We start from the raw sequence: 25527 nt of genomic DNA, 5'->3' as shown, positions 1-25527 counted from the left end.
ATACCAATACTATAAAAAACACGAGGATGTATGGTGACGTTTGGTATATTTACTTATCTTTGTATAAGACAAGCTGCACTCGGAAATGTAAGAGCAAGCTCTCATTTCGCTCGTTTGCATTGTCTTTGTATAAGACAAGCTTCGGCTCGGCAGTGTCAAGTCCGGTAAAACTCCGTTTCCCCGTCTTGCCGTTGCGCTCGCCTCGCATTGTCTTTGTATAAGACAAGCTTCGGCTCGGCAGTGTCAAGTCCGGTAAAACTGCGTTTCCCCGTCTTGCCGTTGCGCTCGCCTCGCATTGTCTTTGTATAAGACAAGCTTCGGCTCGGCAGTGTCAAGTCCGGTAAAACTGCGTTTCCCCGCCTTGCCATTGCGCTCGCCTCGCATAGTCTTTGTATAAGACAAGCTGCACTCGGGCAACTAAGAGCAAGCTCTCTTGCCGCTCGTTTGCATTGTCTTTGTAAATGCTGTTTCGTTGCGGCGTCAATACATGGGCGGTGACTTCTTGCAAGCTGCATTGCAGTCTCTTATACTGCCGCTGCAAAGGTGACACGGTTTTGTTTGATTTATCTGAGACACACTAAAAACTGAAATATGAAAACATACGATATTCTTTTCTTATGCGACGTGATGTATGCCCCGATGCCGGTGGGATATATCAGTACCAGCCATCCCGCCTAATGGACGCATTACATGTAACATACTGCGGGATGGGGAAGGAGAACAATGTGACAGAACCTGATAATAAACAAATACCGTATTGATAATAGACAAACGCTACATTAATAACAATCAGACACGATATTAACAACAAACAAACACGATATGATGAATTACAGACAGATGTTTTATTGTGCGGCACTCGCAATGCTCACTGCTTGCGGCACTGCCGACCGTAAAAACGTGGGTACACTTATAGGAGCGTTGGACGACAATGCGTGGAAAAGCTCGGAATGGATTTCGGTGGTCAACGCCCCTGTCGTAACGGGTACGGTGAACGACGGAGCGCGCGCTGCCGACGGAGCCAGCTGGTTTGTCTCCACGGTCACTAACGAGGGAAAGGTGGAACGTGCCGAATGGATGACATCGGGACTCGGTGTATACGACCTGTATGTCAACGGAAAACTCGTCGGCAAGGAGGTTCTCAAACCGGGTTTCACACATCCGTTCAAGACGAAACGGTCGTTCACGTATGATGTCACCGACGCGTTCGACACTCGTAAGGGTGCCGTCAACCAGCTCTCCGCGCAGGTTACGCCCGGCTGGTGGGGCGACAAGATTGTCACTCCCGGCGGCAGTCAGGGAATGTTCGGCACCAAGTGTGCGTTCCGCGGAGTGCTGCGCGTCACGTATAAGGACGGAACAGTGCGCCTTTACGGAACAGACACCGACAACTGGAAAGCCGGTATAGCCGGACCGGTGAAGCATGCCGCCATCTTCGACGGTGAGGAGTATGACGCCCGTGTGGCACAGGGATTCCTTACTCCGGAGCTGCTCTCCAGACCTGAGATAAACCGGGAGTTCAAGGGACAGATACTGCCAGACAACGGAGCGGAGATATATATGCGCGACGACATCGCGCTCGCACCGGTGAAGATATACGTATGGCAGGACATAACGGGACAGGGTGACGACGCTTACGGCAAGGTGGTCGTAAAGAGAGAGTATGCCGACGGTGAGACAATTGAGGTCAATCCGGGTGAGAATCTTGTGGTGGACTTCGGTCAGAACGCCGCCGCTGTGCCCGATTTTCTCTTCCGGGCGAAGAAGGGGACAAAGCTGCATTGCATCACGTCGGAGCTGCTCAACGACGGCAACGGATTGAAGAGCAGGGGCATGGACGGACCTGAGGGGAGCGTTCACCGGCTCAATCTGCGCATACCCGACACAGGCATGATGCTCGACTACACCTTTGCCGGAGACGGCAAACCGGAATCCTACCGCCCTAAAAACACGTTCTTCGGCTACCGCTTCGTGTCAATCACCGTCACAGAACCTGTCACAATCAGTAGGATACGCAGTGTTCCCGTCACGTCCATAGCCAAGGATATGGAGACCGGACGCATTTCTACGGGCAACGAACTTGTGAACAGACTCATATCAAACACCTATTGGGGACAGCTCTCCAACTATCTTTCAGTGCCCACAGACTGCCCGCAGCGCAACGAGCGTCTGGGATGGATGGCTGACACGCAGGTGTTTGCCGAGACCGGAACATTCTTCGCCAACACAAGCCGTTTCTTCCATAAGTGGCTGCAGGACGTGCGCGACACGCAGTCGCCCAAGGGCGGATATCCCAGCGTCGCGCCTTTCGCGCAGTACGGAGCGACCGAAGATGTGGACATGAACCGTCTCGGTTGGGCAGACGCCGGAGTCATTGTGCCATGGGTGGTATGGAAGCAGTTCGGCGACAGAAAGGTGGTTGACGATTCGTGGGAGTCCATGGAACGGTATGTCAACCATATCGCGGAGGCGAAGTATGACTTCAATACGCTTAAAGGAGAGAACGGAAACTATCAGTACGGAGACTGGCTCAGCTATGAGCCTTTGGAGAGTTGCAGCGGGAAGATATACGGTCCTGACGGTCTCAAACCGGAAGCCGTGGCATACTGGAACTACCTGAGCGCATGCTATTGGCTGATGGACGCCGACATGATGAGTGACATGGCAAGGGCTACCGGACGCGATGCCTCACGCTATGTGTCGATGGCTGGCGAGGCGCGCGAGTACATCCGATCGCAGTTCCTTACTGCCGACGGTGAGTTCAAGACCGAAATACTCAACACCATGCAGACTCCCGCGCTGTTCGCCCTGAAAAACAATATAGTGGAAGGAGCGGCAAAGGAACGCATGATAGAGCGTCTGCGCCGTAACTTCAAGGAGCATGGCAACTGCCTCCAGACAGGATTCTTGGGCACGTCCATACTTATGTCGACACTCACGGAGAACGGTATGGCAGACATGGCATACGAGCTTCTCCTCCAGCGCAAGAACCCGTCGTGGCTCTATTCCGTGGATAACGGTGCCACAACCATATGGGAACGCTGGAACAGTTATATGAAAGACTCCGGCATGGGACCGCAGGGCATGAACTCGTTCAATCATTACGCCTACGGCTGTGTGTGCGAATGGCTGTGGGAAACGGCTGCCGGCATAGCTGCCGACCCTGCCCGTCCGGGCTTCCGCCACATCATAATGCGCCCCGTGCCTGACCGCCGTTTGGGTCACCTCAACGCCGAATACCGTTCGGCTGCGGGACTGATAAAGAGTTCATGGAGGTATGACGGCGACATGTGGAAATGGACATTCACCATCCCGGAGGGAGCCACGGCGTCGGTGACGCTCCCCGGTGACACTGCGGCAAAGGAATATGGCGCGGGCACACATACGCTCAGCGTCAGGATGTGATGCCAATACCACGTTTCCGTCGTGACGGCATGAACCGGTAGAGACGCAAAATTTTGCGTCTCCCGAGCAAGGAATGCACTTGTTGACTGCATACCATTGCATGCGTGTATAGCTATGTTTTGCTTGTGAGACGCAAGATTTTGCGTCTCTACTGGGCTGTTGCCATTGAGGATATGAGGAATGTATCATGGATGACATTCGCTTTTAATTAAAGTAGAGACGCAAAATTTTGCGTCTCACAAGCAAGGAATGCATTTATTGGCGGCAAATTATTGCAGGCATGTATTGCTATGGGTTGCTTGTGAGACGCAAGATTTTGCGTCTCTACTGGGCTGCCGCCATTGAGGATATGAGGATTGAATCATGTATGACATGCGCTTTTAATTAAAGTAGAGACGCAAAATCTTGCGTCTCACAAGCGAGGGATGCACTTGTTGGCTGCAAACCATTGCATGCGTGTATAGCTATGGGCTGGACGGGAGACGCAAAATCTTGCGTCTCTACTTAGGCTTGCTTGTGGAATTACTCAGGCTTTCCTGCGGAATTACTTTGATTTGCCAGCCTTCTGTTTTCAGCTTTCCGGCAGTAAAAAATTTTTACAGCTGAAAATCGTGAAATATAAAACGGAGGGACGGATATTTATGTGTGATAATCGTGTTTATATACTTTTGTGCGGCAGCTCATAACCTTTCGTCGTGCGAAAAAGGCTCTTCTGTCCCCCGAATGTCTTTTTCATCATGGCGGAACATGCCTCCACGCATCCTCATAACGGCTCTTCCATATCCCCAAACATGCTCTTCCGTGCTACAGGAAAGCCCGTTCGGCATGCCCGGAAAGCCTCTTCCGCGTGACAGAAAATCACGTTTTTGTTCCTGAAATGATATATGTCTTTGAACGTCAGACAGTTGCGTGAAACTCTGAAAATCCGCGTATTTCCGACCGGAAAACTGTTCCGACGTCCGCGCGGCGTTCTCGCGGAGTTGAGACTGGATGATAACGGAACATCGTTGGTATACATGCCGCTAAGCGTAAAAATATGCGTTACAGGCAAGTATGTGTGAGGAAGCGTCAAATTAAATGGATTTTTTATTTTGCAGTAAGCCCGATTTATATTATCTTTGTGGCATGAATGTATTGTGTGACATTCAGTCATCAACGTGCGATGGCATATTCTTGCGAAGCCTGTGGCTGCCTCCGGCTGTGGAAGGAGCGCAGACAGCGTACGCGCTTAAGCCGTAATAACCCGAAAATTCAATAATTATAATTACAATATGAGATTAAAACGCTTATTCACCGCTTTGTTTGCGCTGGCATCAATGAGTGTCGGTGCAGCCAACACTGCCGAGCCGGTAGACTACGTCAGCCCGCTCGTGGGAACACTGTCCAAATTCGAACTGTCCACCGGAAACACCTATCCGGCTATCGCCATGCCGTGGGGCATGAACTTCTGGATGCCTCAGACCGGCAAGATGGGTGACGGATGGGCATACGTTTACACCCATGACAAGATACGGGGATTCAAGCAGACCCACCAGCCAAGCCCGTGGATAAACGACTTCGGACAGTTCTCGGTGATGCCGGTTACGGGTGCTCCCGAGTTCGACCAGGACAAACGCGCATCTTGGTTCTCTCATAAGGCTGAGATAGCGAAGCCTTACTACTACCGCGTTTATCTCGCCGACCACGACGTGGTTGCCGAGATGGCTCCCACAGACCGTGCCGTAGCCATGCGCTTCACGTTCCCCGAGAGCGACAAGTCGTACATCGTTGTCGACGCGTTCGACAGGGGCTCATATGCCGAGATTATCCCGGAGCAGAACATGATTGTCGGTTACACCACACGCAACAGCGGCGGTGTGCCCGAGAACTTCAAGAACTACTTCGTCCTGAAGTTCGACAAGCCGTTCACATACAAGGCTGCCGTGGCTGACGGAAAGGTGGACGCGTCGCTTCTGAAGTCTGAGAGCAACCACTCGGGTGCCATCGTCGGCTTCAAGACAAAGCGCGGCGAGCAGGTCAACGTGCAGGTAGCCTCGTCGTTCATCAGCCCCGAGCAGGCTCTGCTCAACCTCAAGGAACTGGGCGACGGCAACTTCGACCGCGTGAAGCAGCAGGGACGCGACCGCTGGAACGAGGTGCTTGGACGCATCGAGGTGGAGGACGACAACGTGGACCATCTGCGTACTTTCTACTCTTGCCTCTACCGTTCGGCGCTGTTCCCCCACAGCTTCTACGAGATGGACGCCAACGGTCAGCCCATACACTACAGTCCGCACAACGGCAAGGTGCTGCCCGGTTATCTCTACACCGGAACGGGTTTCTGGGACACATTCCGCTGTCTCTTCCCGCTGCTCAACCTTGTATATCCTTCTGTGAACGAGAAGATGCAGGCAGGTTTTGTCAATGTATATAAGGAGAGCGGATTCCTTCCCGAATGGTCAAGTCCCGGTCACAGAGGCTGTATGGTGGGAAACAACTCGGCTTCCGTGGTTGCCGACGCCTATCTGAAGGGTCTGCGCGGCTTCGACGCAGAGACTATGTGGGAGGCTGTGAAGCACGGTGCCAACGCCGTTCACCCGCAGGTGTCGTCCACAGGACGTCTCGGCTTCGAATACTACAACAAGCTTGGCTATGTGCCTTACGACGTGAAGATAAACGAGAACGTTGCCCGCACGCTCGAATATGCCTACGACGACTGGTGCATATACAAGTTCGGTAAGGCTCTGGGCAAGTCTGACAAGGAACTGAAACCGTTCCTCAACCACGCCTTCAACTACAAGAACGTGTTCGACAAGGAGACAAACCTCATGCGCGGACGCAACAAGGACGGCAAGTTCCAGACACCGTTCAGCCCGCTGAAGTGGGGCGACGCCTTCACCGAGGGCAACTCTTGGCACTACACGTGGTCGGTGTTCCACGACCCGCAGGGACTCATCGACCTGATGGGAGGCAAGGCTACGTTCAACGCCATGCTCGACTCAGTGTTCAACGTTCCGCCATTGTTCGACGACAGCTACTACGGAGGCGTCATCCACGAGATACGCGAGATGCAGATAATGAACATGGGCAACTACGCCCACGGCAACCAGCCCATACAGCACATGATATATCTCTACGGCTATTCGGGTGAGCCTTGGAAGACCCAGTACTGGATACGCGAGGTGATGGACAAGCTCTATAACGCCAACCCCGACGGCTACTGCGGTGACGAGGACAACGGTCAGACCTCAGCATGGTATGTGTTCTCCGCAATGGGATTCTATCCCGTATGTCCGGGTTCCAACGAGTATGTGCTCGGAACTCCGTACTTCGACAAGGTGACCCTCCATCTGGAGAACGGCAAGACCATGACAATCACAGCCGAGGACAACAGTGCCGACAACCGCTACATACAGGCGATGAAGCTCAATGGCATGGGTTACGGCAAGAACTATCTGACACATGAAGACCTGCTCAAGGGCGGAAGCATTGTCTACACGATGGGTTCCACACCAAACAAGGCGCGTGGTACGGCAGACAGCGACGCTCCTTACTCTTTCTCTAAAGAGCTGGCAAAGAGCAAGAAAAAGAAGTGATATAAGGTATAGAAAACAATATCGGAGGGGTAGGGAAGACGTATCGCTTCCCGCCCCTCCGTTTTTTTATGACAGGTTCTGCAATTTTCAAATGGAAGTTAATACCATATAATAAATAAAAACTTTTACAATCATGAAGAAAACAATCCTTTTGTTTGCGGCGGCACTGTTCGTTACGGGCGTGAGAGCGGCAGACGACCTGACACTGAAATCGCCCGACGGCACTGTGAAGGTGAGCGTCGCGCTGGGCGACAGAATGACCTACACGGTAAGCATCGACGGAAACACGGTGCTCACAGACTGCGAGATGGCGATGAACATGGGCGGCAGGCAGATGGGCGTGAAGCCTAAGCTGAAGAAAGTGAGACGCGCTTCGGTGAACGAAAACCTGAAGCGTGAGGTGCCGATAAAGAACGCCATGGTGAAAAACCATTACAACGCCATGACTCTGAGCATGTCGGGCAATTATGCGGTGGAGTTCAGGGCTTTCGACAACGGAGTGGCATACCGCTTCGTGACAGACGTAAAGGGAACGGCAGACGTGACGGGCGAGACGTTCAAGATAGGTTTCCCGGGCGACTATACGGCGCATGTGTCGTTCACTGACGGCTTCAAGACTTCTTATGAAAGTCCTTACAGCCATCTGAAGACACGCGACTTCAAGCCGTCGGACAAGATGATATACTTCCCCGTGCTTGTGAGTACGGACAAGAACTATAAGATTCTCATCTCCGAGGCTGACCTCAGAGACTATCCGTGCATGTTCCTCAAGGGCACGGGCGAGAACGGTATGAGCGCGGTGTTCCCGAAGGTTCCGCTTGAGTTCGGTGAGGACGGAGACCGCAGCCAGAAGATTCTGAAGGAGGCTGACTATATCGCCCGCACGCAGGGCAGGCGTTCGTTCCCGTGGCGTTACTTCGTCATCTCCAGACAGGACAGGGACATCCTTGCCAACGAGATGACCTACGTGCTGTCCTCTCCGTGCGAGCTGAAGGACTGCAGCTGGATAAAGCCTGGTCAGGTGAGCTGGGACTGGTGGAACCATAAGATGATTTGGGGCGTGGATTTCAAGGCTGGCATCAACAACGACACGTACAAGTATTACATCGACTTCGCCTCCAAGTTCGGCATACCGTACATCATCCTTGACGAGGGATGGGCACGCACGACGCGCGACCCGTTCAATTCCATCGACGCCATCGACATCCCCGAACTCGTGGCTTACGGCAAGAGCCGCAACGTGGGACTCATTCTGTGGCTGCCGTGGCTCACTGTAGAGAACAACATGGACCTCTTCAAGCGTTATGCCGAGTGGGGTATACCGGGCGTGAAGATAGACTTCATGGACCGTAGTGACCAGTGGATGGTGAACTTCTATGAGAGAGTGATAAAGGAGGCTGCCAAATATAATATGGTGGTTGACTTCCACGGTTCGTTCAAGCCTGCCGGACTGGAGCGCAGATATCCTAACCTCCTGTCGTACGAGGGAGTGCGCGGAATGGAGCAGAACGAGGGCTGCCGTCCTGAGAACACCATATGGCTGCCGTTCATACGCAACGCTGTCGGGGCTATGGACTTCACGCCCGGCTCGATGAACTCGGCTCAGCCGGAGCACAACCGCTGCACCGACCCCAACCCGATGGGTATGGGTACACGTGCGTGTCAGATGGCTATGTACGTCGTTTTTGAGAGTGGCATACAGATGTTGTCGGACAGTCCGACGAGATATTACGCCGAAGAGGAGTGCACAAGGTTCATAAGCTCGGTGCCGGTGACGTGGGACGAGACACGTGTCGTCGACGCCAAGGCGGGCGAGTATGTCGTTGTGGCGCGCAGGAAAGGCAGCCGCTGGTTCATAGGAGCGATGGGCGCGGGCGACGCAAGGACGCTTGAGGTGCCGCTCGGGTTCCTCGGTGACGGCGGAAGCCGCAGGCTCACATTCTTCGCTGACGGTGTGAACGCCGGACGTCAGGCATTCGACTATGTGAAGGGAGAGCGTCAGGTGGACAAGTCTGCGGTGCTCACTCTGAAACTGGAACGCAACGGCGGCTGGTGCGGAGTGATAGAATAACCGCACTGAACATTATACAGTCGAAACGCGCTGACTGCCTTTTCTGCTGTCAGAGACTCTTTCCGGTCCTGAAGCCTGAGGCGGTCAGCGCGTTCAGCTTGTCTTTTCCGTATTCCGTTTTTTATTTTTTCATTATCCCGAACCGGTCATCAGACTTCCATTCTTATTTCGTGCTGTTGTCAGCCGGATTGTATTCGGATTTATCGAAGATGTAGCGGGCTACATCGGGAAAAAGCTGAATGCAAGATGACGGCGGCAGTGCGTAGGAAGAATGAAGAGCTGACAACAGACATTAAACGTATAATCAGCGTTCTGATTATCGGTTTGGGATTATCTTTCCAACCTGTTCCGCTATCTGCTCCATGCCTTTCACGGAAGGGTGTCCGTTCATTTTGTCTATGTTTTCCAGCATCACGTATCTCACCTTATAGTGCTCGCATATGGCGCGGCTCGACTCGGTGATGTCTTCAGACAGTCCGTCGTTTATGATGACATATATCTCGGTGTTGGGATAGCGGGCTATTGTGTTGTCGAGCATGTATGCCATTGCCGGACGGAAAGAGTAGAGGTCGTCTTTCGTCCATCCGCTGTATTTGTATTCGCCTATGGGTGACGATGCCCAGCTGTCGTTTGTTCCGCCGAAGATGAAGATGATGTCCGGAGAGCCGAGATTCCACAGACGTGTGCAGAAGGAGCGGTCGCTGTAGTCGTCCTTGTTGTATCCGGTGTTGCATATCGTGGCTCCGGAGAACGAGTTGTTCACACACAGGCGCAGTCCTCTGCTGCTTATCAGCCTGTGCCACCACGTCTGCTGCACTGCCGTGACGTCGGTGTTGTCGTGCTTTCCAGCGTTGTACCACACGTAGTTCGTGTCAGGCTGAAGGTAGCCCTGGAACGTGCTGTATGAGTCTCCGAGTATTGACACCGACTTCTTCGACTGTGCCGGGCACGCCGTGCATGCGATTATGAGAGATGCGAAGAGGAAAAGTTTCTTTATGTTCATGGCTTTTTCATTTGTTTATTGTTGTTCTGTTGCTGTGTGATATGTCTCTCCGCTCAGATAGCCGAGCACCTTTCCGCTGAGCTGGAGAAGCGATATCTCGCATATCTTTGTGTCGTATTCGGCTACGAGAATGCGTTCGCGTGCGTCGAGCAGACTCTGTTGCGCCTCGCGCATCTCAAATCCTGATATGCTGTGCTCGAGATATTTGAGGTTGGCGAAATAGTAGTTTGTCTCGGCGGCGACGAGGTTCTGTCTCTCCTTCTGCAGTATCTCCCAGTTGTTCTTGTATGCCTGCCAGAAGTTGTTCAGCTCCGATTTGAGTGTCAGCCGCAGATTGTCGCGTTCCAGTTCCGAGTATCTGATGTCGAGTTCGGCGTTCTTTTTCTGCATCTTCCGCTTGCCGTCGAAGAGCTTGAATCCCACGGTTATTCCCGCGTTCAGCCCCCAGTTGTCGCGCTTTCGCGTGGAAGAGAGCTCGTAACGGTTCATGGTGTATCCGTAGCCGAGGTTCAGCCGCACGTAAGGATAGTCGCGAGACATTATCTTCTTGTAGTCTGCCCTGACTATATCCGTGTTCTTGTCTGCCAGCAGAAGCGATGAGTTGGCAGACAGGGTCGCCTCCCACAGCTCGTCGTAACGCAGACCGGGATTCACGTCGATGGTGGTGTCGCGTATGCCGAGTAGTGCGGTGACGTCCTCGTTGCCCAGCATCTCGTTCAGCTTTATCCTCGATGTGGTGAGTGCCTCGCGCTGTTTCATGTACTGGGTGCTGTCGGCGTTGAAGTCCACTTTTGCCTGAAGGTATTCCAGTTGTGAGAAACTGCCTACGTGGTAGTTCACTTCCACGATGCGCAGACGTTCCCGCGAGAGCTTCATTGCGTTGTGGAAGTTCTTCAGACGTATGCTCTGCTGTATGAAGTTATAGTATTCGGCGGCGAGTGACGCCACGTAGTCTTCAACGGCAATGCGTGTCTGCAACTCGCCCTGTTCCTTCATCATCTGCAACTGTTTGTAGTTTGTCCACACGTTGAAACCGTCGAATATAGTCCAGTTAAGCTCTATTCCGGCGTCAAGAGTGCCGTCGTAGGCGTTGCTTTCTTTCGTAGTGACGCCCGACTCTCTTGCCGTCGTGCTGGTGGTATGATAGTTTCCGCCGTACGAGGCGGTGAGGTTTACCTCTGGGAGCAGTCCCGCGTTGGCGGCTGTGGCGTTGTTAGAGCTCACCTCCTGACGGTTTTTCACCATGCGGATGGAGAAGTTGTTCTCAAGACCCTTGGCAAGACAGTCCTGCAGTGTGGTCACTCCGACATCATGATATTCCGGTTCCTGCTGTGCGGCTGCCGGGCAGACACACAGCATGAACACTGTTCCGGTGATGATTTTATTTACCATTTGTTAGCTTTTTAATTCTGTTTGTTGAAATGAAACTGTAGACAGAAGGCACGATGTACATTGTCAGGACAGTGGAGACAAGCATTCCGCCCACAACTGCGACACCCATCGCGATACGCTGGTTGCATCCTTCACCCGACGCGAAAGCCAGAGGGATGAGTCCGAGGACGGTTGCCGCGCTCGTCATGAGAATAGGGCGAAGGCGCAGCTTTGAGGCTTCACGCACGGCGGTGAGCTTGTCCTGTCCTTCCTGCTGCTTCTGGTTGGCAAACTCGACGATAAGTATTCCGTTCTTGGCGACAAGACCTATGAGCATGATAATGCCTATCTGACTGAACACGTTCATGGTTATGTCACCGAAGAACATGAATATCAGCGCGCCTGTTATGGCAAGAGGAACGGTGAGCATTATGATGAACGGATCCTTGAAGCTCTCGAACTGTGCCGCCAGAATGAGATAGATGAGCACCAGGGCAAGTATGAACGCGAACATAAGGCTTGACGAACTCTCGCGGAAATCCTTCGAGTCGCCTGCCAGTGTGGTGCGGAATGTGTCGTCGAGCACCTCCTTTGCTATCTTGTCCATCTCGTCGAGACCTTCTCCGATGGTCTTTCCTTCTGCCAGACCTGCCGACACCGTGGCTGAGACAAAGCGGTTGTATCTGTACAGCTTGGGCGGAGCGATGGTGTTCTCAAGCTCTATGAGGTTGTCCATCTGTATCATCTTGCCGTCGTTGCTGCGCAGATATATGGAGCGCAGATCGGCTGGTTTGTTGCGTTGCTGGCGGTTTATCTCACCGAGTATCTCGTACTGTTTGCCGTTCATGTAGAAGTATCCCATGCGCTGGCCGCTCAGTCCGTATTGCAGAGTCTCGGACAGGTCGCGTGTGCTTACGCCCATTACGTTCGCCTTGTCGCGGTTGATGTGTATGCGCGCTTCGGGCTTGCTGAACTTCAGGTCGACGTCCGCCATCTGGAACACCGGATTCTCGTATACCTTCTCCATGAACTTGGGAAGCACTTTCTCGAGCTTTTCGAGGTTGGTGGCTTGCAGTACATACTGTATTGGCATGCGCGAACGACGCCCTCCGAACGATGACTGCTGCTGCACGAAAGAGCGCGCCTTGGTCTTTTTCTGTACGGCTGCCGACAGCTTTTCGGCAATGTCCATCTGGCTGTAATCGCGGTCTGCCATGTCTTTAAGAGTCACCTGTATGTTTCCGCTACCGCTCGATACACGTGCCGTCACGGCTTCCGCGTCAGGTATTATGGAGTCTACCACAAGGTTGATGTCTTCTGTATAATCCCTTATGTATTCGTATGTCACGCCCTCGGCACCGCGTGTGTTGATTGTAATCATCGAACGGTCTTCGAGCGGAGCCATCTCCGACGGAATCTTTCCCCATAGGAATATGGCGAGCACAATCATCAGTACCATTACCGGAATCACCCATATGCGGTGGCGCAGGACGTATGCCAGCGATTTGTCATAGAGCCTGTTCATGCCGTCGAAGAACGGTTCGGTGGCACGATAGAATGCGTTTTTCCTCTCACGTTGCTTCAGCATCTTGGTCGCAAGCATCGGAGTGAACGTGAGGGCGGCGAATGCCGATATGAGCACCGAGCCGGAGATGACCATGCTGAATTCGCGGAACAGACGGCCGGTGGTGCCCTCCATGAATACTATGGGGAAGAAGACAGCCACCAGAGTGATGGTTGTGGAGATGACGGCGAAGAATATCTCCTTCGAGCCTTCAATGCCTGCCTGCATCGGCGGCATGCCTCTTTCGATGCGGATATATATGTTCTCGGTCATGACAATGGCGTCGTCGACCACCAGTCCCACGGCAAGCACCACGGCAAGCATTGTGAGCACGTTGATGGAAAAGCCGAAGAGATACATTATAAAGAACGCTCCGATGAGCGAAACGGGTATTACGATGCAGGGAACGAGTGTCACCCGCCAGTCGCGAAGGAAGAGGAAGATGATTATTATCACGAGAACGAACGCCTCATACACCGTATGCTTCACCTCATCTATGGATGCGCGGATGAACTTAGTGTTGTCGAAGCCGTAGCTGTACTTCACATCTTCGGGCAGGTCTTTCTTCATCTGCTCCATCCGTTTGTACACCGCGTCGGCTATGTCGATGTGGTTCGCGCCGGGCTGGGGCACCACCACCACGCCGACCATGGGCACACCGTTCATCTTCATGTAGCTTTTGATGTCGGCGGCACCGAGCTCCGCGCGTCCGATATCGCTGAAACGGATTATCCTGTTGCCGTCGCTTTTGACGATAAGGTCGTCAAACATCTTTGCGGTATTCATCAGACCCATTGTCCGGATGTTCAGTTCTATGGTGTTGCCCTCGATGCTTCCCGACGGCAGTTCCACGTTCTCGTTGTCCACAGCGTTCTTCACGTCCATCGGCGTGATGCCATATCCCGCCATCTTGATGGGGTCGAGCCAAAGCCGCATGGAGTATTTCTTCTCACCCCATATGCTCACGCTGCTCACGTCGGGTATTGTCTGCAGCTGCTCTTTCACCGTGAGGTCGGCTATTTCGCTAAGCTCCAGCAGCGGTCTTTTCTCGCTTTGCAGAGCCACCATGAGTATCGGTGAGGCGTCGGCGTCGGCTTTTGACACTGTCGGAGGGTCGCAGTCGCGCGGCAGATAACGCTGTGCGCGCGACACTTTGTCGCGTACGTCGTTCGCCGCAGTCTCAAGGTCGACCGACAGTTCGAATTCTACGGTTATCCTGCTTCGTCCCTGTTCGCTTGTACTTGTCAGCGAGCGGATGCCCGGAATGCCGTTTATGTTCTGCTCAAGCGGTTCTGTTATCTGGTTCTCAATCACATCGGCGTTGGCTCCCGCGTACGAGCAGCTCACCGAGATGATGGGATTGTCCACCGAAGGATATTCCCTTACGCCAAGGTAGGCATAGCCTATTATGCCGAAAAGCAGGATTATCACGGTCATCACAGTCGCAAGAACCGGTCTGCGTATGCTTACTTCAGAGATGTTCATCGTTCGTGCTTTTTAAGTGCGTTAATCAACCTTGTCGAGCTTCACCGGCAGGTCGGTGCGCAGCTGCAGTGTTCCTGACGTTATCAGAGTGTCGCCCACGTTAAGTCCTTTGATAACCTGCACCTTGTCTTCTGTTCTCAGTCCCACCTTTATTTCTACAGGCTGCGCCTTTCCCGATTTGTAAAGGAACACCTTGTCTTTTCCCATTTCCGGCACGACAGCCTCCGAAGGGATGGCTATTGCGTCCTTTATCTCCTGTTTCTTCAGGTTTATGCTGGCATACCGTCCGGGCGTAAGTCTGCCGTCGGGGTTGGCATAAAGGGCGCGCACGGTGAGTGTATGGGTGTTCATGTCGATAGCCGACTCCTTCGCATACACTTTAGCCGGGAATGAGTTGAGCACTCCGTCGATGGTGAACTGAAGCCTTGTGCCGGGCTTGATGTCTCTTGCATAGCGTTCAGGAACGGCGAACTCCAGTTTCAGCGGAACTATTCTTGTCAGTTTGCTTACAACGGTCTGCGGCGTGGCATATGCTCCCACGCTTATCTGCCTTAGTCCTATTATTCCGTCGAACGGTGCTCTCAGCTCAGTCAGTTCTATCTGTGCCTTCACTATGTCGATGTCCGCCTGCAGTGTGGCAAGCTCGGTGTTCACCTGCTCATAGGCTTCCTGGCTCACCGCGTCGTGCTGGAGCAGGGTGCGCTGCCTGTACACGCGGTCCTTTGCCAGCTTGAGTTGCGACACCAGTCTTTTCAGTTCAGCCTGCAGTTTCTTGTCGTTCACCTTGGCGAGAAGCTGTCCTTTCTTCACGTGCACGCCCTCTTTGAACATTATGCTCACCACCTGTCCGGAAGTCTCAAAAGACAGGTCGACGTTCTCGTCAGGTATAAGCGTTCCTGTGACAGTGAACTCGTCGGTAAGCGGACCGGTTTTTATGATTGTCCCGTTCACGTTCAGCTCCTTGTTTTTCCCCTTGCTGCCTTGCATTATCTTGTCGGCTTTTGCAAGCTCGGAGTTAGTCTTAGGCATCTGGGAATACACACCCCATGCGACCAGCGCGCAGGCAATAACGGCTATCATGCCCCATTTCAGTCTTTTGTCCATCATCCAGTTTTTAGTTTATTAATTCGGTTGCATAATGCGTGGAACCGTTCTTTTGCATCCACAAAAGATTATGTCACACGAAAAAAGTCAAAGTAAAAAAGTATTGGTAGTGCGAAGATACGAATTTAGAAGAAAGATGTCATAATCTTTTTACATTATTTATAAATTAAGGTTGAAAATATATGAAATCGCACAATGCATCCTTCCGATTTTATGGTTTGTTCTTCCTATAATACTAAAATTATCAAATAATGGTGCGACATGTCCTTTTTATCGCTCCCATATGCGGCATACAGCCTTATGATGGTGAATGCAAGGTGTCACCGTGACGTATGCCCGTGCCTGCCGTGACGGGATGCTGACCATGCCGTTTGCGGCGGGTGAGGACAGCGAAACGAAGCATATGATGCCCGACAGCGTAAATTCCGAATACAATAATTTGGATGTTTAAAAACTAATATCTATATTTGCATCAATAAAAAACGCCTGTATCTACCGCGCAAGGCGGACGGATTGTACCGCCGGAGCTGATTTTCGCAGGCATCACTGTGCCATGAATACGCCTTTCCCTCATGGCGGGCGACATTTACAAGATTACAGCTGAACCAAATAAACAAACGATATAAGAAAATATGATTGACGTAAAAGAGACATTAAATGCTGCCGGCGAGCGCATGGAAATGGCTGCGATGTATCTGGACGAACAGCTTTCGCGTGTACGTGCAGGCCGTGCCAATGTTGCCATACTCGACGGTGTGAGGGTTAATTCCTACGGTTCGATGGTTCCATTGAATCAGGTTGCCAACGTGTCGGTGCCCGACGCACGCACCATAGCCATACGTCCATGGGACAAGAAGGCTATACGCGACATAGAGAAAGCCATCATGGACAGTGATGTGGGCATCACTCCTGAGAACAACGGAGAGATAATACGCCTCGCCATCCCGCAGCCTACAGAGGAGCGCAGACGCGAGCTTGTGAAGCAGTGTAACAAGATAGGCGAGAAGACAAAGGTGGAGGTGCGCAATGCCCGTGCCGAGACAAAGGAGAAACTGAAGAAAGCCATCAAGGACGGACTGTCCGAAGACAACGAGAAGGACGCCGAGCTGGAGCTTCAGAAGATACACGACAAGTACATCAAAAAGATTGACGATCTGCTTGACGAAAAGACTAAAGAGATAATGACAGTATAAAAACGGCAGGCAAGAAAGAACACAGACACCGCCTTCTCCTGTCGTACAGACACCGGAGCACAAGGCTGCCGCCATGGCGCGGGAGGCGATAAGTCTGTTTTCTTTCTTGCCTTTTTTATTCTTATTCCCATCAAGATGCAGGGCTTAGTGATAAAGAATACCGGCAGCTGGTATACGGTGAAGACCGTCGAAGGCAGCGTTGTGGAGTGCAAGATAAAGGGAAACTTCCGTCTGAAAGGCATCCGCAGCACCAATCCTGTGGCTGTGGGCGACCATGTGGAGATAGAGCTCAACAGTCAGAACACGGCATTCATCACAGCCATAGGCGACCGCAAGAACTACATCATACGCAAATCGCAGAACCTGAGCAAGCAGAGTCACATCATCGCAGCCAACGTAGACCAGGCGTTTCTCGTCGTTACGGTGGAGCGTCCGCAGACAAGCACGACGTTCATCGACCGTTTCCTTGCCACCGCCGAAGCCTACAGTGTGCCCGTGGTGCTCGTGTTCAACAAGACAGACCTGCTCGACGACAGTCTCATGCGCTATCAGCGGATGATGACCGACCTTTATGAGACAGTGGGATACAAGTGTGTCGCCGTGTCGGCGGAGACCGGTGAGGGCATGGATGGGCTCATGGAGATGCTGCGCGACCGCATCACCCTGCTCAGCGGACACAGCGGAGTGGGCAAGTCGACGATGATAAACAGACTGCTGCCCGGTGTCAATCTGCGCACGGCGGAGATAAGCGACGCCCACAATACGGGCATGCACACCACCACCTTCAGCGAGATGCTGCCTCTGCCCGGAGGGGGATACATCATAGATACGCCGGGAATAAAAGGCTTCGGAACGTTCGACATGGAGCCGGAAGAGCTCACGAGTTACTTCAAGGAGATATTCCGCTTCTCCAAGGACTGCCGCTTCAGCAACTGCACCCACACACATGAGCCCGGATGCGCCGTGCTGAAGGCTGTTGAAGACCACTACATCGCTGCCAGCCGTTATCAGAGTTATCTGTCGATGCTGGAGGACAAGGACGGAAACAAATACCGCGAGGCATACTGACCCGCCCGTTCCCGCGTCACTCGTCCAGCGAGTTTATCCATCCGGCAATGTCTTTCATCACCTCTTCAGACATTGTCTCCTCTATCGCGCCATACTCGTCGGCATATCCCGTGGTGCAGTGCTGGAAGAGGTGGTTGAGTCCGTCATATTCCCTTATCATGTTTTTCCTGTTGTGGGGAAGCAGATTCCTTATTCTGTCAAGGTTGAGGCGCGGTCTCACCTGCGTGTCCTTCGTCCCGTTGATAACCATCGCCGGGCATGTGGTCGAGGCTATCACGTCAGCCGGGTCGTAGCCTGTGAAGAACTCCAGCCATGCGTTTCCGCTCCTCCCAGCCTGTGTCCTTACGTCTGCGGCAGACACATTGGCGGGTCTGCCCATGCGCATGAGTGCGTCGTTGTTCTGTCCGGCTATTATCGTGTCGCCCCTTACTCCCGGTCCAGCCATGCTCACGATGAAGTCTGCCTTGCCGTCGGCAGCCAGCATGAAGGCTATGAGCGCGCCTTCGCTGTGACCTGCCACGCCTATTCGGGAGAACCTCACGTCCATGCCGCGCAGCATTTCTGTCGCGGCAGCCGCGTCTTTCATGAAGTCGATGGTTGTCGCTCCGGCGGCGTCGCCAGTGGATTTGCCTGTGCCCCGGTCGTCATATCTCAGCGAGGCTATGCCGCTGCGTGCCAGCCTGTCGGAAAGAACGAGGAACGGCTTGTGCCCGAACAGCTCCTCGTCGCGGTTCTGCAAGCCGCTTCCGCTCACCATCACCACCACCGGCACGGGCTTCTTTCCGTCGTAACACTCGGGCAGGGTCAGTGTGCCGCTCAGCACCGCGCCCGCCTCTCTGTTCTCAAAACTCACCTCGCGCGTGCTGTATGCGAACGGCGGTTGCGGAGTCTGCGGACGGTCAGTCACCAAGCCTCCGCGTCTCAGGTCGAGCCTGAGCGGCATGCCCATCTGTGTGAACCGTCCTGTGATGGAGTCGCCGCTGACGTGTCCCTCATACTTTGCCGCAATGTCGGGAAAGGTTATGTTGAGCGAGTCTTCCGTCAGAATGTTCACCTCAGCCTTTATTCCCTCCGCGCCCTGCATGGGACTGTCGAGCGTGCACCGTGGCTTGCCGTCGTCACCGGTGGCGATGTTCAGTACGAGAGGCAGTTCTTTTCCCTGTCCCAGAACGAGTCTGCCCGACCATTGCCCGTCGGGCGTCTGCGCCGCCATGTCCGCCGCTGTGGCGAGAAGCAAGGCTGATATTGATGCGAGAACGGTTCTCATGCTTTTCTGTTTATAAGAAATCTGAATATGAAGATGGTGGCAAATAAGACCACAGGAAGAGTCACGGGAAATATCTTGTCGGCAAAACCGGTGATGGCGTTGCAGCCGAGAAACATCACAGCCGTCTCCAATGCCAACACCCTCACCATGCGTATGACGAGCGCGTATTGTGCGGTGTTTCTTATCTTTATGTCAAGATTGATCATCCTGTCGGGGAAGTAGGCGGATACGAGCAGCAACAGTGTCGCCGCCGTCACCGCTATGTTGGGTATTAATATTTTTCCCGCGCCTTCACCGTCTGCCGCTGTCGTGGATGCCGCAGCGTTGCCCCCGGCTCCCAGCTCTTTGAAAGTCAGTATCCAGATTATTATCAGCAATACTGCTGTCACCGCCTCGAAGATGTTGCCTTCCATGGTGCGGTATACCTTTATTCTGTTCTTGTTGTTACTGCGTCTCATCGTTATCGTGTTTTTCTGTCTTCTTTTTCTTCAGCCGTCCGCTCTTGCGCAGTGCCTCCGTAATGATCCATTGCAGCTGTCCGTTGGTGCTGCGGAACTCGTCGGCTGCCCACGCCTCGATGGCGTTCATCATGTCGGTGTCGATTCTGAGGATGAAGTTCTTTGTCTTTGTCTCTTTTTTTGCCATGTCAGGATATAGTCATGACCGTTCCGGTTATGTTAATTATGTGAGCCGGCATGGAGCCGGCTCTTTTTCTCAATGGTTGAGAGTGCCGGTGTTGACAACCGGCTGTGCGGGCTCGTCTCCGCAGAGCACCACCATCAGGTTGCTCACCATGGCAGCCTTCTTGTCGTCGTCGAGCTCCACGACATTGTCCTCGCCCAGCTTCTGCAGTGCCATCTTCACCATCGACACGGCACCCTCCACAATCTTCTCCCTTGCCATTATTATGGCAGAAGCCTGCTGGCGGCGCAGCATCACGGCTGCTATCTCGGGCGCATATGCAAGATAGTTGATGCGCGCCTCCACAATCTCGATTCCCGCCATGTTCAGACGCTCGTCCAGTTTCTCCTCAAGCTGGCGGTTTATCTCCTCGCCTCCGCTGCGCAGGGTAAGCTCGCCCGTGTCCTGCTCGTTGTCGTCGTAGGCATAGAGTCCGGCTGTCTGTCGCAGTGCGGCGTCGCTCTGCACCTTCACGAAGTTCTCGAACGCCTTCATGATGCTCGACACCGAGTTGCCCACGGCGTTCTGGTTTCCGCTCTGCGCCATTGTCTGCGAGTCTATCTCAAACATTGCCTTGTAGGTGTCTTTCAGCTTCCACACGAGCATGAGACCAATCATCACCGGGTTGCCGGTCTTGTCGTTTACCTTTATAGGCTCCACATCGAGGTTTCTGGCACGCATGGACAGCTTCTTGGCACTGAGGAAAGGGTTTACCCAATAGAATCCTACCTTGGTGAAAGTTCCCTTATATTTGCCGAAGAAAAGCATCACCCGAGCCTCGTTGGGTTCGAGTTGCATCATTCCGCACCACATTATAATCGCCACGAGCAGGAGCACTCCGCCGCCCACTCCGGCAGTGATGCCTTGGGCGGACTCGCCGATGTTGACGCCAAGCACAATGAGAGCGATGCTCAGAATTGTGAGAAACAGGTTGACGAAAAGCATAAGAAAGCCGTTGACGGTCATTCCCTTGAATGTGAATTCCTTATTTTCCATAAATGTGTAGTAATTTGGTTGGTTTTGTTTTGATATCATTTTGATATTGCAAATATATTATTTTATATCTTGACTCGCAACATCTCGCACTGAAATTTAACGTGAATTAACAGGCACCTCCGTTCATTGCGTACATATATATCATTTGTCACATAACGTCAATGCGCCTCCTGCGGTTTGGGCGGACATGAGCCGCGTATGCCAGTTCCTGATTCATTGCGACGCTGTCACACGACGGACATAGCATGGGATAGTGGTGATAGCTGGCTTTGATGTTGCCTGTCGCGGCATGTCTTGGAAAAAAGGATGACGGGCAAGACGATGTTCCGGCAGACAACTGTAGCGGAAGCCTTGCTTTTAAAAGGCTGTGATGACGCATGTATGGTGTTCTCACATGATACGGAGGCAGGCGTATGGCGGTTCTGCAAGCTGTAAGACGTGTATACATCTTGTAAAAATATTTTACCAAAAACACGTCCTTCACGTGCCGGTGAAACAGAAGACGGAAACAGGGAAAAGGCTTTCCGTGGCATGAAAAGAACCGGTGGAAATGACGTGAAAATGTGTGTCGGAAGACGGAACAGGCTTTCCTGTGCTGCGGAAAGTACCATATGAGGGTGCGGAACGGGCGTTATGATGAGGCTGAAAAGCCCGTCCGGCGGTGCGGAAAAGGCTCTTTCGTGGTGTGATAAGGGGCGGAAAGGAATGCCGGAAAACTTAACTTGCGGAACGTCAGGGACTTGCGCTATTCTCCAAAAATCGCGTTTACGCATCCGGGTGCGCGCCTTTTCTGAAATGACACGGCTATGAGGGGGCTGTTGTAAAAATAAAGTCAATCATCGGCGGCGGTTCTCCGCAGATGCCCGCGTGCGTAACATGACGTGCGGAGGATTTTATGCCGTCAGGCGTCGGAATATGAAAAATAATGAGTAAGTTTGCATACGGATAATAATCATGCACTATATTATGGACGAGAATATATTCGACAAGCGCATCGCCGTGCTGCTCTCGGGCGGCGTGGACAGTTCGGTGGTGTTGTACGAACTGGCGAGCAAGGGTCTGCATCCCGACTGTTTCTACATCAAGATAGGACCGGAGGAAGAGGAGGAATGGGACTGCTCGAGCGAGGAAGACCTCGAGATGGCTACTGCCGTAGCCGCGCGCTACGGCTGCCGGTTGCAGGTGGTGGACTGCCACAGGGAATACTGGGACGGCGTGACACGCTACACCATGGACAAGGTGCGCGCAGGCTATACGCCCAACCCCGACGTGATGTGCAACAGGATGATAAAGTTCGGTGCGTTCGACGAGAAGATGGGGCACAACTACGACCTCATCGCGACAGGCCACTACGCGCAGACAGAGATGATAGACGGCAGGAAATGGCTCGTGACGAGTCCTGACCCGGTGAAAGACCAGACCGACTTCCTGGCGCAGATATACGACTGGCAGCTGCGCAAGGCGATATTCCCGATAGGCCATTACATGAAGGAGGAGGTGAGGGAGATAGCCGAACGCGAGCATCTCATCAACGCGAAGCGCAAGGACTCACAGGGTATCTGCTTCCTGGGAAAGATAAACTACAACGACTACATAAGGCGTTATCTGGGCGAGAATCCCGGTGACGTGCTCGAACTGGAGACGGGCAGGAAGATAGGACAGCACCGGGGACTGTGGTTCCACACCATAGGGCAGCGGCACGGACTGGGTTTCGGCGGCGGTCCATGGTATGCCGTGAAGAAGGATGTGGGGCGCAACATACTCTACGTGAGCCGCGGATATGAGCCGCGCACGGCATACAAGACCGACTTCAAGGTGCACGGTTTCCACTTCCTGACGATGAATCCGTGGGGTGACTCGCCCGAGTGCGGTGTCACGTTCAAGATACGCCACACTCCGGAATACCATCCCGCACGGCTCGAGCGTCTGGGCGAGGGCTCATACATGGTGCACTCGCAGACACCCATACATGGCGTGGCGCCGGGGCAGTTCTGCGTGGTTTATGACGAGCGTCACCATTGTTGCATCGGGTCGGCGGAGATTACGGTGTGAATTGAACGTAATGTGATATGCCGGTTATGGTACGGTAAGAGACATGGATTTGTTATTCAGACGGCATTAATGTCTTACTTACAGATATCATCTTATTAAAACAGAAGCTTATGAATATTTATAACTTCAAGTATGGTATGGGCTATTGTGCGCGTGGTGCGGCAATGACAGCACTCTGTGTCATGACAATTGTAAATGTGTATGGCTTTTCAGCTTCGTCAAAACAGACTGACGACCGGCTCATGACGGAGAAGGAGAAGTATGAGGTGCTCGACAGCGTGTGCGCGGTATTGGGTGAGTCAATCTATGACAGCAACGTGTATGGGATGAAACTCGACAACGGCTACCTTCTGTCGCAGCGTGAGGAGCTGGCAGACAGCCTTTCCGGGCTGTTGGAACACAGGGGAAAGAAAACGCATACTTTTGAGGATGTCTTCGTCAGGAGAAGGCATTTGCCATATGCCAAAATAGCCTGCAAGCATGACAACAGCGTCTATACCTCTACGTACGAACTGCATAAGCTGAATCCTTTTCCCGGTTGTGGATATGGTGACTTCTGCGATTTCGGTGACGGAATATCATTGGATGTCAGCGTGACTACGCACATAGAGCGTCCTCCCTATGAAGGAGGTGTCATAGCTGTGGAGTCGCTTAGGATAACGGATGCCGCGAGCCGTGATGTTATCAAGGATGTAAGGGAGAGCGTAAGGGACATAAAGGCGGAGCTTATAAGCAATCCTGAATATGAGGTGAGGTTCTCGCTGACGTTCGACTATGGCGGTTCTTCGTATGAGGTGACGGGTGTTGTACTGTCGCCGAAAATTTTCAGAAAGTATATGACGAGCTATGAAGCCTCCATGGAATTCAGAAAGAAGTATGGTCTGAAGGTGAGGAAAGTGGAGTGACATACATTGTGTTGATATATATGCGACGTTAAAAAATGTTGCAGGATTTGCCTGCAAGTCCATTTCATGTTATATTTGCAACGTGCGGAAACGGTTTGTCTGCATAACATAATGACGGCAGGCATGAGTCCGCACGGATAGTGTGAACAAAACAGACAAACATTAAAACAGATTGTTATTATGATGAAGAAATCATTATTGGCACTGACCGCTGTCGCGTTTGTGGCTATGATGGCTTTTGCACAGGACATAAAGACAGCCGTAAGCAAGAGTCAGTCAGGGGCACAGACAAGCGGATATGTGAAGAAAGACGTAAAGAAGAAGACTGACGGCAAGACATGCGATGTGTGTCCGGGAGCAGAGGCTTGCAAGAAAGCCGGATGCTGTGCCGGGACAGCTTGCAAGGACTGTCCGAACGCTCCGGCATGTGCAGGCAAGGGAACATGCTGCAAGGGCGGCGACTGCACAGGCAACGCTCAGTGCGCGAACAGCCCGGCGTGCGCCAAGGCGTGCCCGCAACATCAGGGAAAGTGCCACCGTGTGAAAGGATGTCCGGGACGTCCGCCAATGCAGGGACACTGCCATCGTTGAACAACATAAATGCATGAGGATATGTTATTAAGCACAACACCTACAATAGAAGGCAGTCCTATACGCGAGTATAAGGGCGTGGTGACCGGCGAGACCATCATCGGCGCCAATGTGTTCAAGGATTTCATGGCTGGTCTGCGCGATTTCTTCGGCGGACGTAGCGGCACTTACGAGAAGGTGCTTGCCGAGGCGAAGGACACTTCTCTGTCTGAAATGGCGGAGCGGGCGCGCCAGATGGGAGCCAACGCCGTGGTGGGGATAGACCTTGACTATGAGACTATTGGTCAGGGCAACTCAATGCTCATGGTGACATGCAGCGGAACAGCGGTTGTCATCTGACCGTAAAACGGAAGCATAGACATACTGACTGAACGTTAAGACGGAAAACGGACAGGACACAGAACGTATGTGCACAGGGTGGCACACGTCGGAGTGTCTTGTCCGTTTTCCGTCTTTCAGATAGACTTTTTGCCGTATGCGGCTATCTCATGCCACAGTCGGCACAGCTCGGTCATGCGTGGCAGGACTATGTCGGCACCCTGAGAGGCGAGCGCGGAGTCGGGGAGCGGTCCGCTGTTGACGGCAACGGTGAATATCCCTGCGGCTACTCCCGCCTTGACACCGAGCGGGGCGTTCTCCACGACGACGCCCTCCCACGGCTGGAGGTTGCCTGCTTTGGCAAGCCCCATGAGATAAGGATCGGGGGCGGGTTTGCCACGTCTGACGTCGTAGGCGCACACAATGTGGCGTTCGTCTACAAAGTCGGCGAAGTCGTCGAGCACCCTCTGTATGAGCGGACGCTGCCCGCTGCCGGTGACGATGCCTATCTGCATGCCGTCAGCCTTTATGGCTGTCATCAGCTCCTTTACTCCTTCCATTATCGGAGCTTCGGGCATCAGTCCGAACAGACGTGCTTTCTCGTCGTACATTTCCTGAGCCTCCTCTTCGCTGATGTCGCGTCCCTGCTGTTGCTTCACTACTATCTGGATGGTCTCCACACCCCGCATGCCTTCATACTTGTATGTGTCAGCTTCAGGCATGTCTATGCCATACTCAGCCATCGCCTGCTTCCAGCATATGGCATGATTGGGCATCGAGTCGTAGAGCACGCCGTCCATGTCAAAAAGCACAGCCTTGGGACTGAACCGCCCAAAGCTGTGCTTCTTTATGTATTCGTTTATGTCTGCCTCTATCAT

General features: G+C 53.0%; 18 protein-coding genes. 9 read left to right on the top strand and 9 right to left on the bottom strand.

Features of this window, described 5'->3' with window-relative positions; translation table 11 throughout:
* Positions 1 to 822 precede the first annotated feature (822 nt).
* The 3 genes from BN4609_RS13775 to BN4609_RS13765 all read left to right on the top strand — a co-directional run bounded on the left by BN4609_RS13775 (position 823) and on the right by BN4609_RS13765 (position 9051).
* Positions 823 to 3405: a family 78 glycoside hydrolase catalytic domain gene (locus BN4609_RS13775; RefSeq protein ID WP_068857175.1), complete on the top strand. Its 2583-nt coding sequence runs from the start codon at positions 823 to 825 to the stop codon at positions 3403 to 3405.
* A gap of 1271 nt (positions 3406 to 4676) precedes the next feature.
* Complete coding sequence (locus BN4609_RS13770; protein WP_068857174.1) at positions 4677 to 6980, top strand: GH92 family glycosyl hydrolase; 2304 nt, start codon at positions 4677 to 4679, stop codon at positions 6978 to 6980.
* 133 nt (positions 6981 to 7113) lie between these two features.
* The gene (locus tag BN4609_RS13765; protein ID WP_068857173.1) at positions 7114 to 9051 is read left to right on the top strand and encodes a glycoside hydrolase family 97 protein; all 1938 of its coding nucleotides are present in this window, start codon (positions 7114 to 7116) and stop codon (positions 9049 to 9051) included.
* 316 nt (positions 9052 to 9367) lie between these two features.
* Here BN4609_RS13765 and BN4609_RS13760 read toward each other — a convergent pair whose 3' ends face one another.
* From BN4609_RS13760 to BN4609_RS13745, 4 genes are read right to left on the bottom strand one after another with little or no spacing between them, the layout of a single operon-like run.
* Positions 9368 to 10048 carry an SGNH/GDSL hydrolase family protein gene (locus tag BN4609_RS13760; RefSeq protein WP_394806064.1) on the bottom strand — a complete coding sequence of 227 codons (681 nt, stop codon included), beginning with the start codon at positions 10046 to 10048 and terminating at the stop codon, positions 9368 to 9370.
* A 21-nt stretch (positions 10049 to 10069) separates the two neighbouring features.
* Positions 10070 to 11446, bottom strand: a complete 1377-nt coding sequence (locus BN4609_RS13755; RefSeq protein ID WP_068857171.1) for a TolC family protein — start codon at positions 11444 to 11446, stop codon at positions 10070 to 10072.
* The gene (locus BN4609_RS13750; RefSeq protein ID WP_068857170.1) at positions 11436 to 14474 is read right to left on the bottom strand and encodes an efflux RND transporter permease subunit; all 3039 of its coding nucleotides are present in this window, start codon (positions 14472 to 14474) and stop codon (positions 11436 to 11438) included. Before BN4609_RS13750 ends, BN4609_RS13755 begins: the two co-directional genes overlap by 11 nt.
* A gap of 21 nt (positions 14475 to 14495) precedes the next feature.
* Positions 14496 to 15578: an efflux RND transporter periplasmic adaptor subunit gene (locus BN4609_RS13745; RefSeq protein ID WP_068857295.1), complete on the bottom strand. Its 1083-nt coding sequence runs from the start codon at positions 15576 to 15578 to the stop codon at positions 14496 to 14498.
* A 632-nt stretch (positions 15579 to 16210) separates the two neighbouring features.
* Here BN4609_RS13745 and frr point away from each other — a divergent pair.
* On the top strand, positions 16211 to 16771 hold the full coding sequence (gene frr / locus BN4609_RS13740; RefSeq protein ID WP_021992797.1) for a ribosome recycling factor: 561 nt from the start codon (positions 16211 to 16213) through the stop codon (positions 16769 to 16771).
* Between the two features lie 135 nt (positions 16772 to 16906).
* On the top strand, positions 16907 to 17839 hold the full coding sequence (gene rsgA / locus BN4609_RS13735) for a ribosome small subunit-dependent GTPase A (RefSeq protein WP_021992796.1): 933 nt from the start codon (positions 16907 to 16909) through the stop codon (positions 17837 to 17839).
* Between the two features lie 16 nt (positions 17840 to 17855).
* On the opposite strand, the gene BN4609_RS13730 is transcribed toward rsgA, so the two are convergent.
* From BN4609_RS13730 to BN4609_RS13715, 4 genes are all read right to left on the bottom strand, one after another.
* Positions 17856 to 19106, bottom strand: a complete 1251-nt coding sequence (locus BN4609_RS13730) for an alpha/beta hydrolase (RefSeq protein WP_068857169.1) — start codon at positions 19104 to 19106, stop codon at positions 17856 to 17858.
* Positions 19103 to 19564, bottom strand: coding sequence for a hypothetical protein (locus BN4609_RS13725; RefSeq protein ID WP_068857168.1), 462 nt, complete (start codon positions 19562 to 19564; stop codon positions 19103 to 19105). Before BN4609_RS13725 ends, BN4609_RS13730 begins: the two co-directional genes overlap by 4 nt.
* Positions 19551 to 19751, bottom strand: a complete 201-nt coding sequence (locus tag BN4609_RS13720) for a type II toxin-antitoxin system antitoxin (protein ID WP_021992793.1) — start codon at positions 19749 to 19751, stop codon at positions 19551 to 19553. Before BN4609_RS13720 ends, BN4609_RS13725 begins: the two co-directional genes overlap by 14 nt.
* A gap of 69 nt (positions 19752 to 19820) precedes the next feature.
* Positions 19821 to 20783 carry an SPFH domain-containing protein gene (locus tag BN4609_RS13715; protein ID WP_068857167.1) on the bottom strand — a complete coding sequence of 321 codons (963 nt, stop codon included), beginning with the start codon at positions 20781 to 20783 and terminating at the stop codon, positions 19821 to 19823.
* A gap of 966 nt (positions 20784 to 21749) precedes the next feature.
* Between BN4609_RS13715 and mnmA the strand changes: the two genes are divergently transcribed.
* From mnmA to BN4609_RS13695, 4 genes are all read left to right on the top strand, one after another.
* Entirely contained in the window at positions 21750 to 22835 is a 1086-nt protein-coding gene (gene mnmA, locus BN4609_RS13710) for a tRNA 2-thiouridine(34) synthase MnmA (RefSeq protein WP_241033271.1), read from the top strand.
* Between the two features lie 110 nt (positions 22836 to 22945).
* The gene (locus BN4609_RS13705) at positions 22946 to 23740 is read left to right on the top strand and encodes a hypothetical protein (protein WP_068857166.1); all 795 of its coding nucleotides are present in this window, start codon (positions 22946 to 22948) and stop codon (positions 23738 to 23740) included.
* Positions 23741 to 23920: 180 nt separating this feature from the next.
* On the top strand, positions 23921 to 24331 hold the full coding sequence (locus tag BN4609_RS13700; protein WP_068857165.1) for a hypothetical protein: 411 nt from the start codon (positions 23921 to 23923) through the stop codon (positions 24329 to 24331).
* A gap of 21 nt (positions 24332 to 24352) precedes the next feature.
* Positions 24353 to 24670, top strand: coding sequence for a heavy metal-binding domain-containing protein (locus BN4609_RS13695; RefSeq protein WP_068857293.1), 318 nt, complete (start codon positions 24353 to 24355; stop codon positions 24668 to 24670).
* A 116-nt stretch (positions 24671 to 24786) separates the two neighbouring features.
* Here the strand turns inward: BN4609_RS13695 and BN4609_RS13690 are convergent, their stop codons facing one another.
* Positions 24787 to 25527, bottom strand: a complete 741-nt coding sequence (locus BN4609_RS13690) for an inorganic diphosphatase (RefSeq protein ID WP_068857164.1) — start codon at positions 25525 to 25527, stop codon at positions 24787 to 24789.

This window comes from Leyella lascolaii (assembly GCF_900079775.1).
In the GTDB taxonomy this organism is placed as follows: Bacteria; Bacteroidota; Bacteroidia; order Bacteroidales; family Bacteroidaceae; genus Prevotella; species Prevotella lascolaii.
This window is presented reverse-complemented; position numbering and strand designations above follow the sequence as displayed.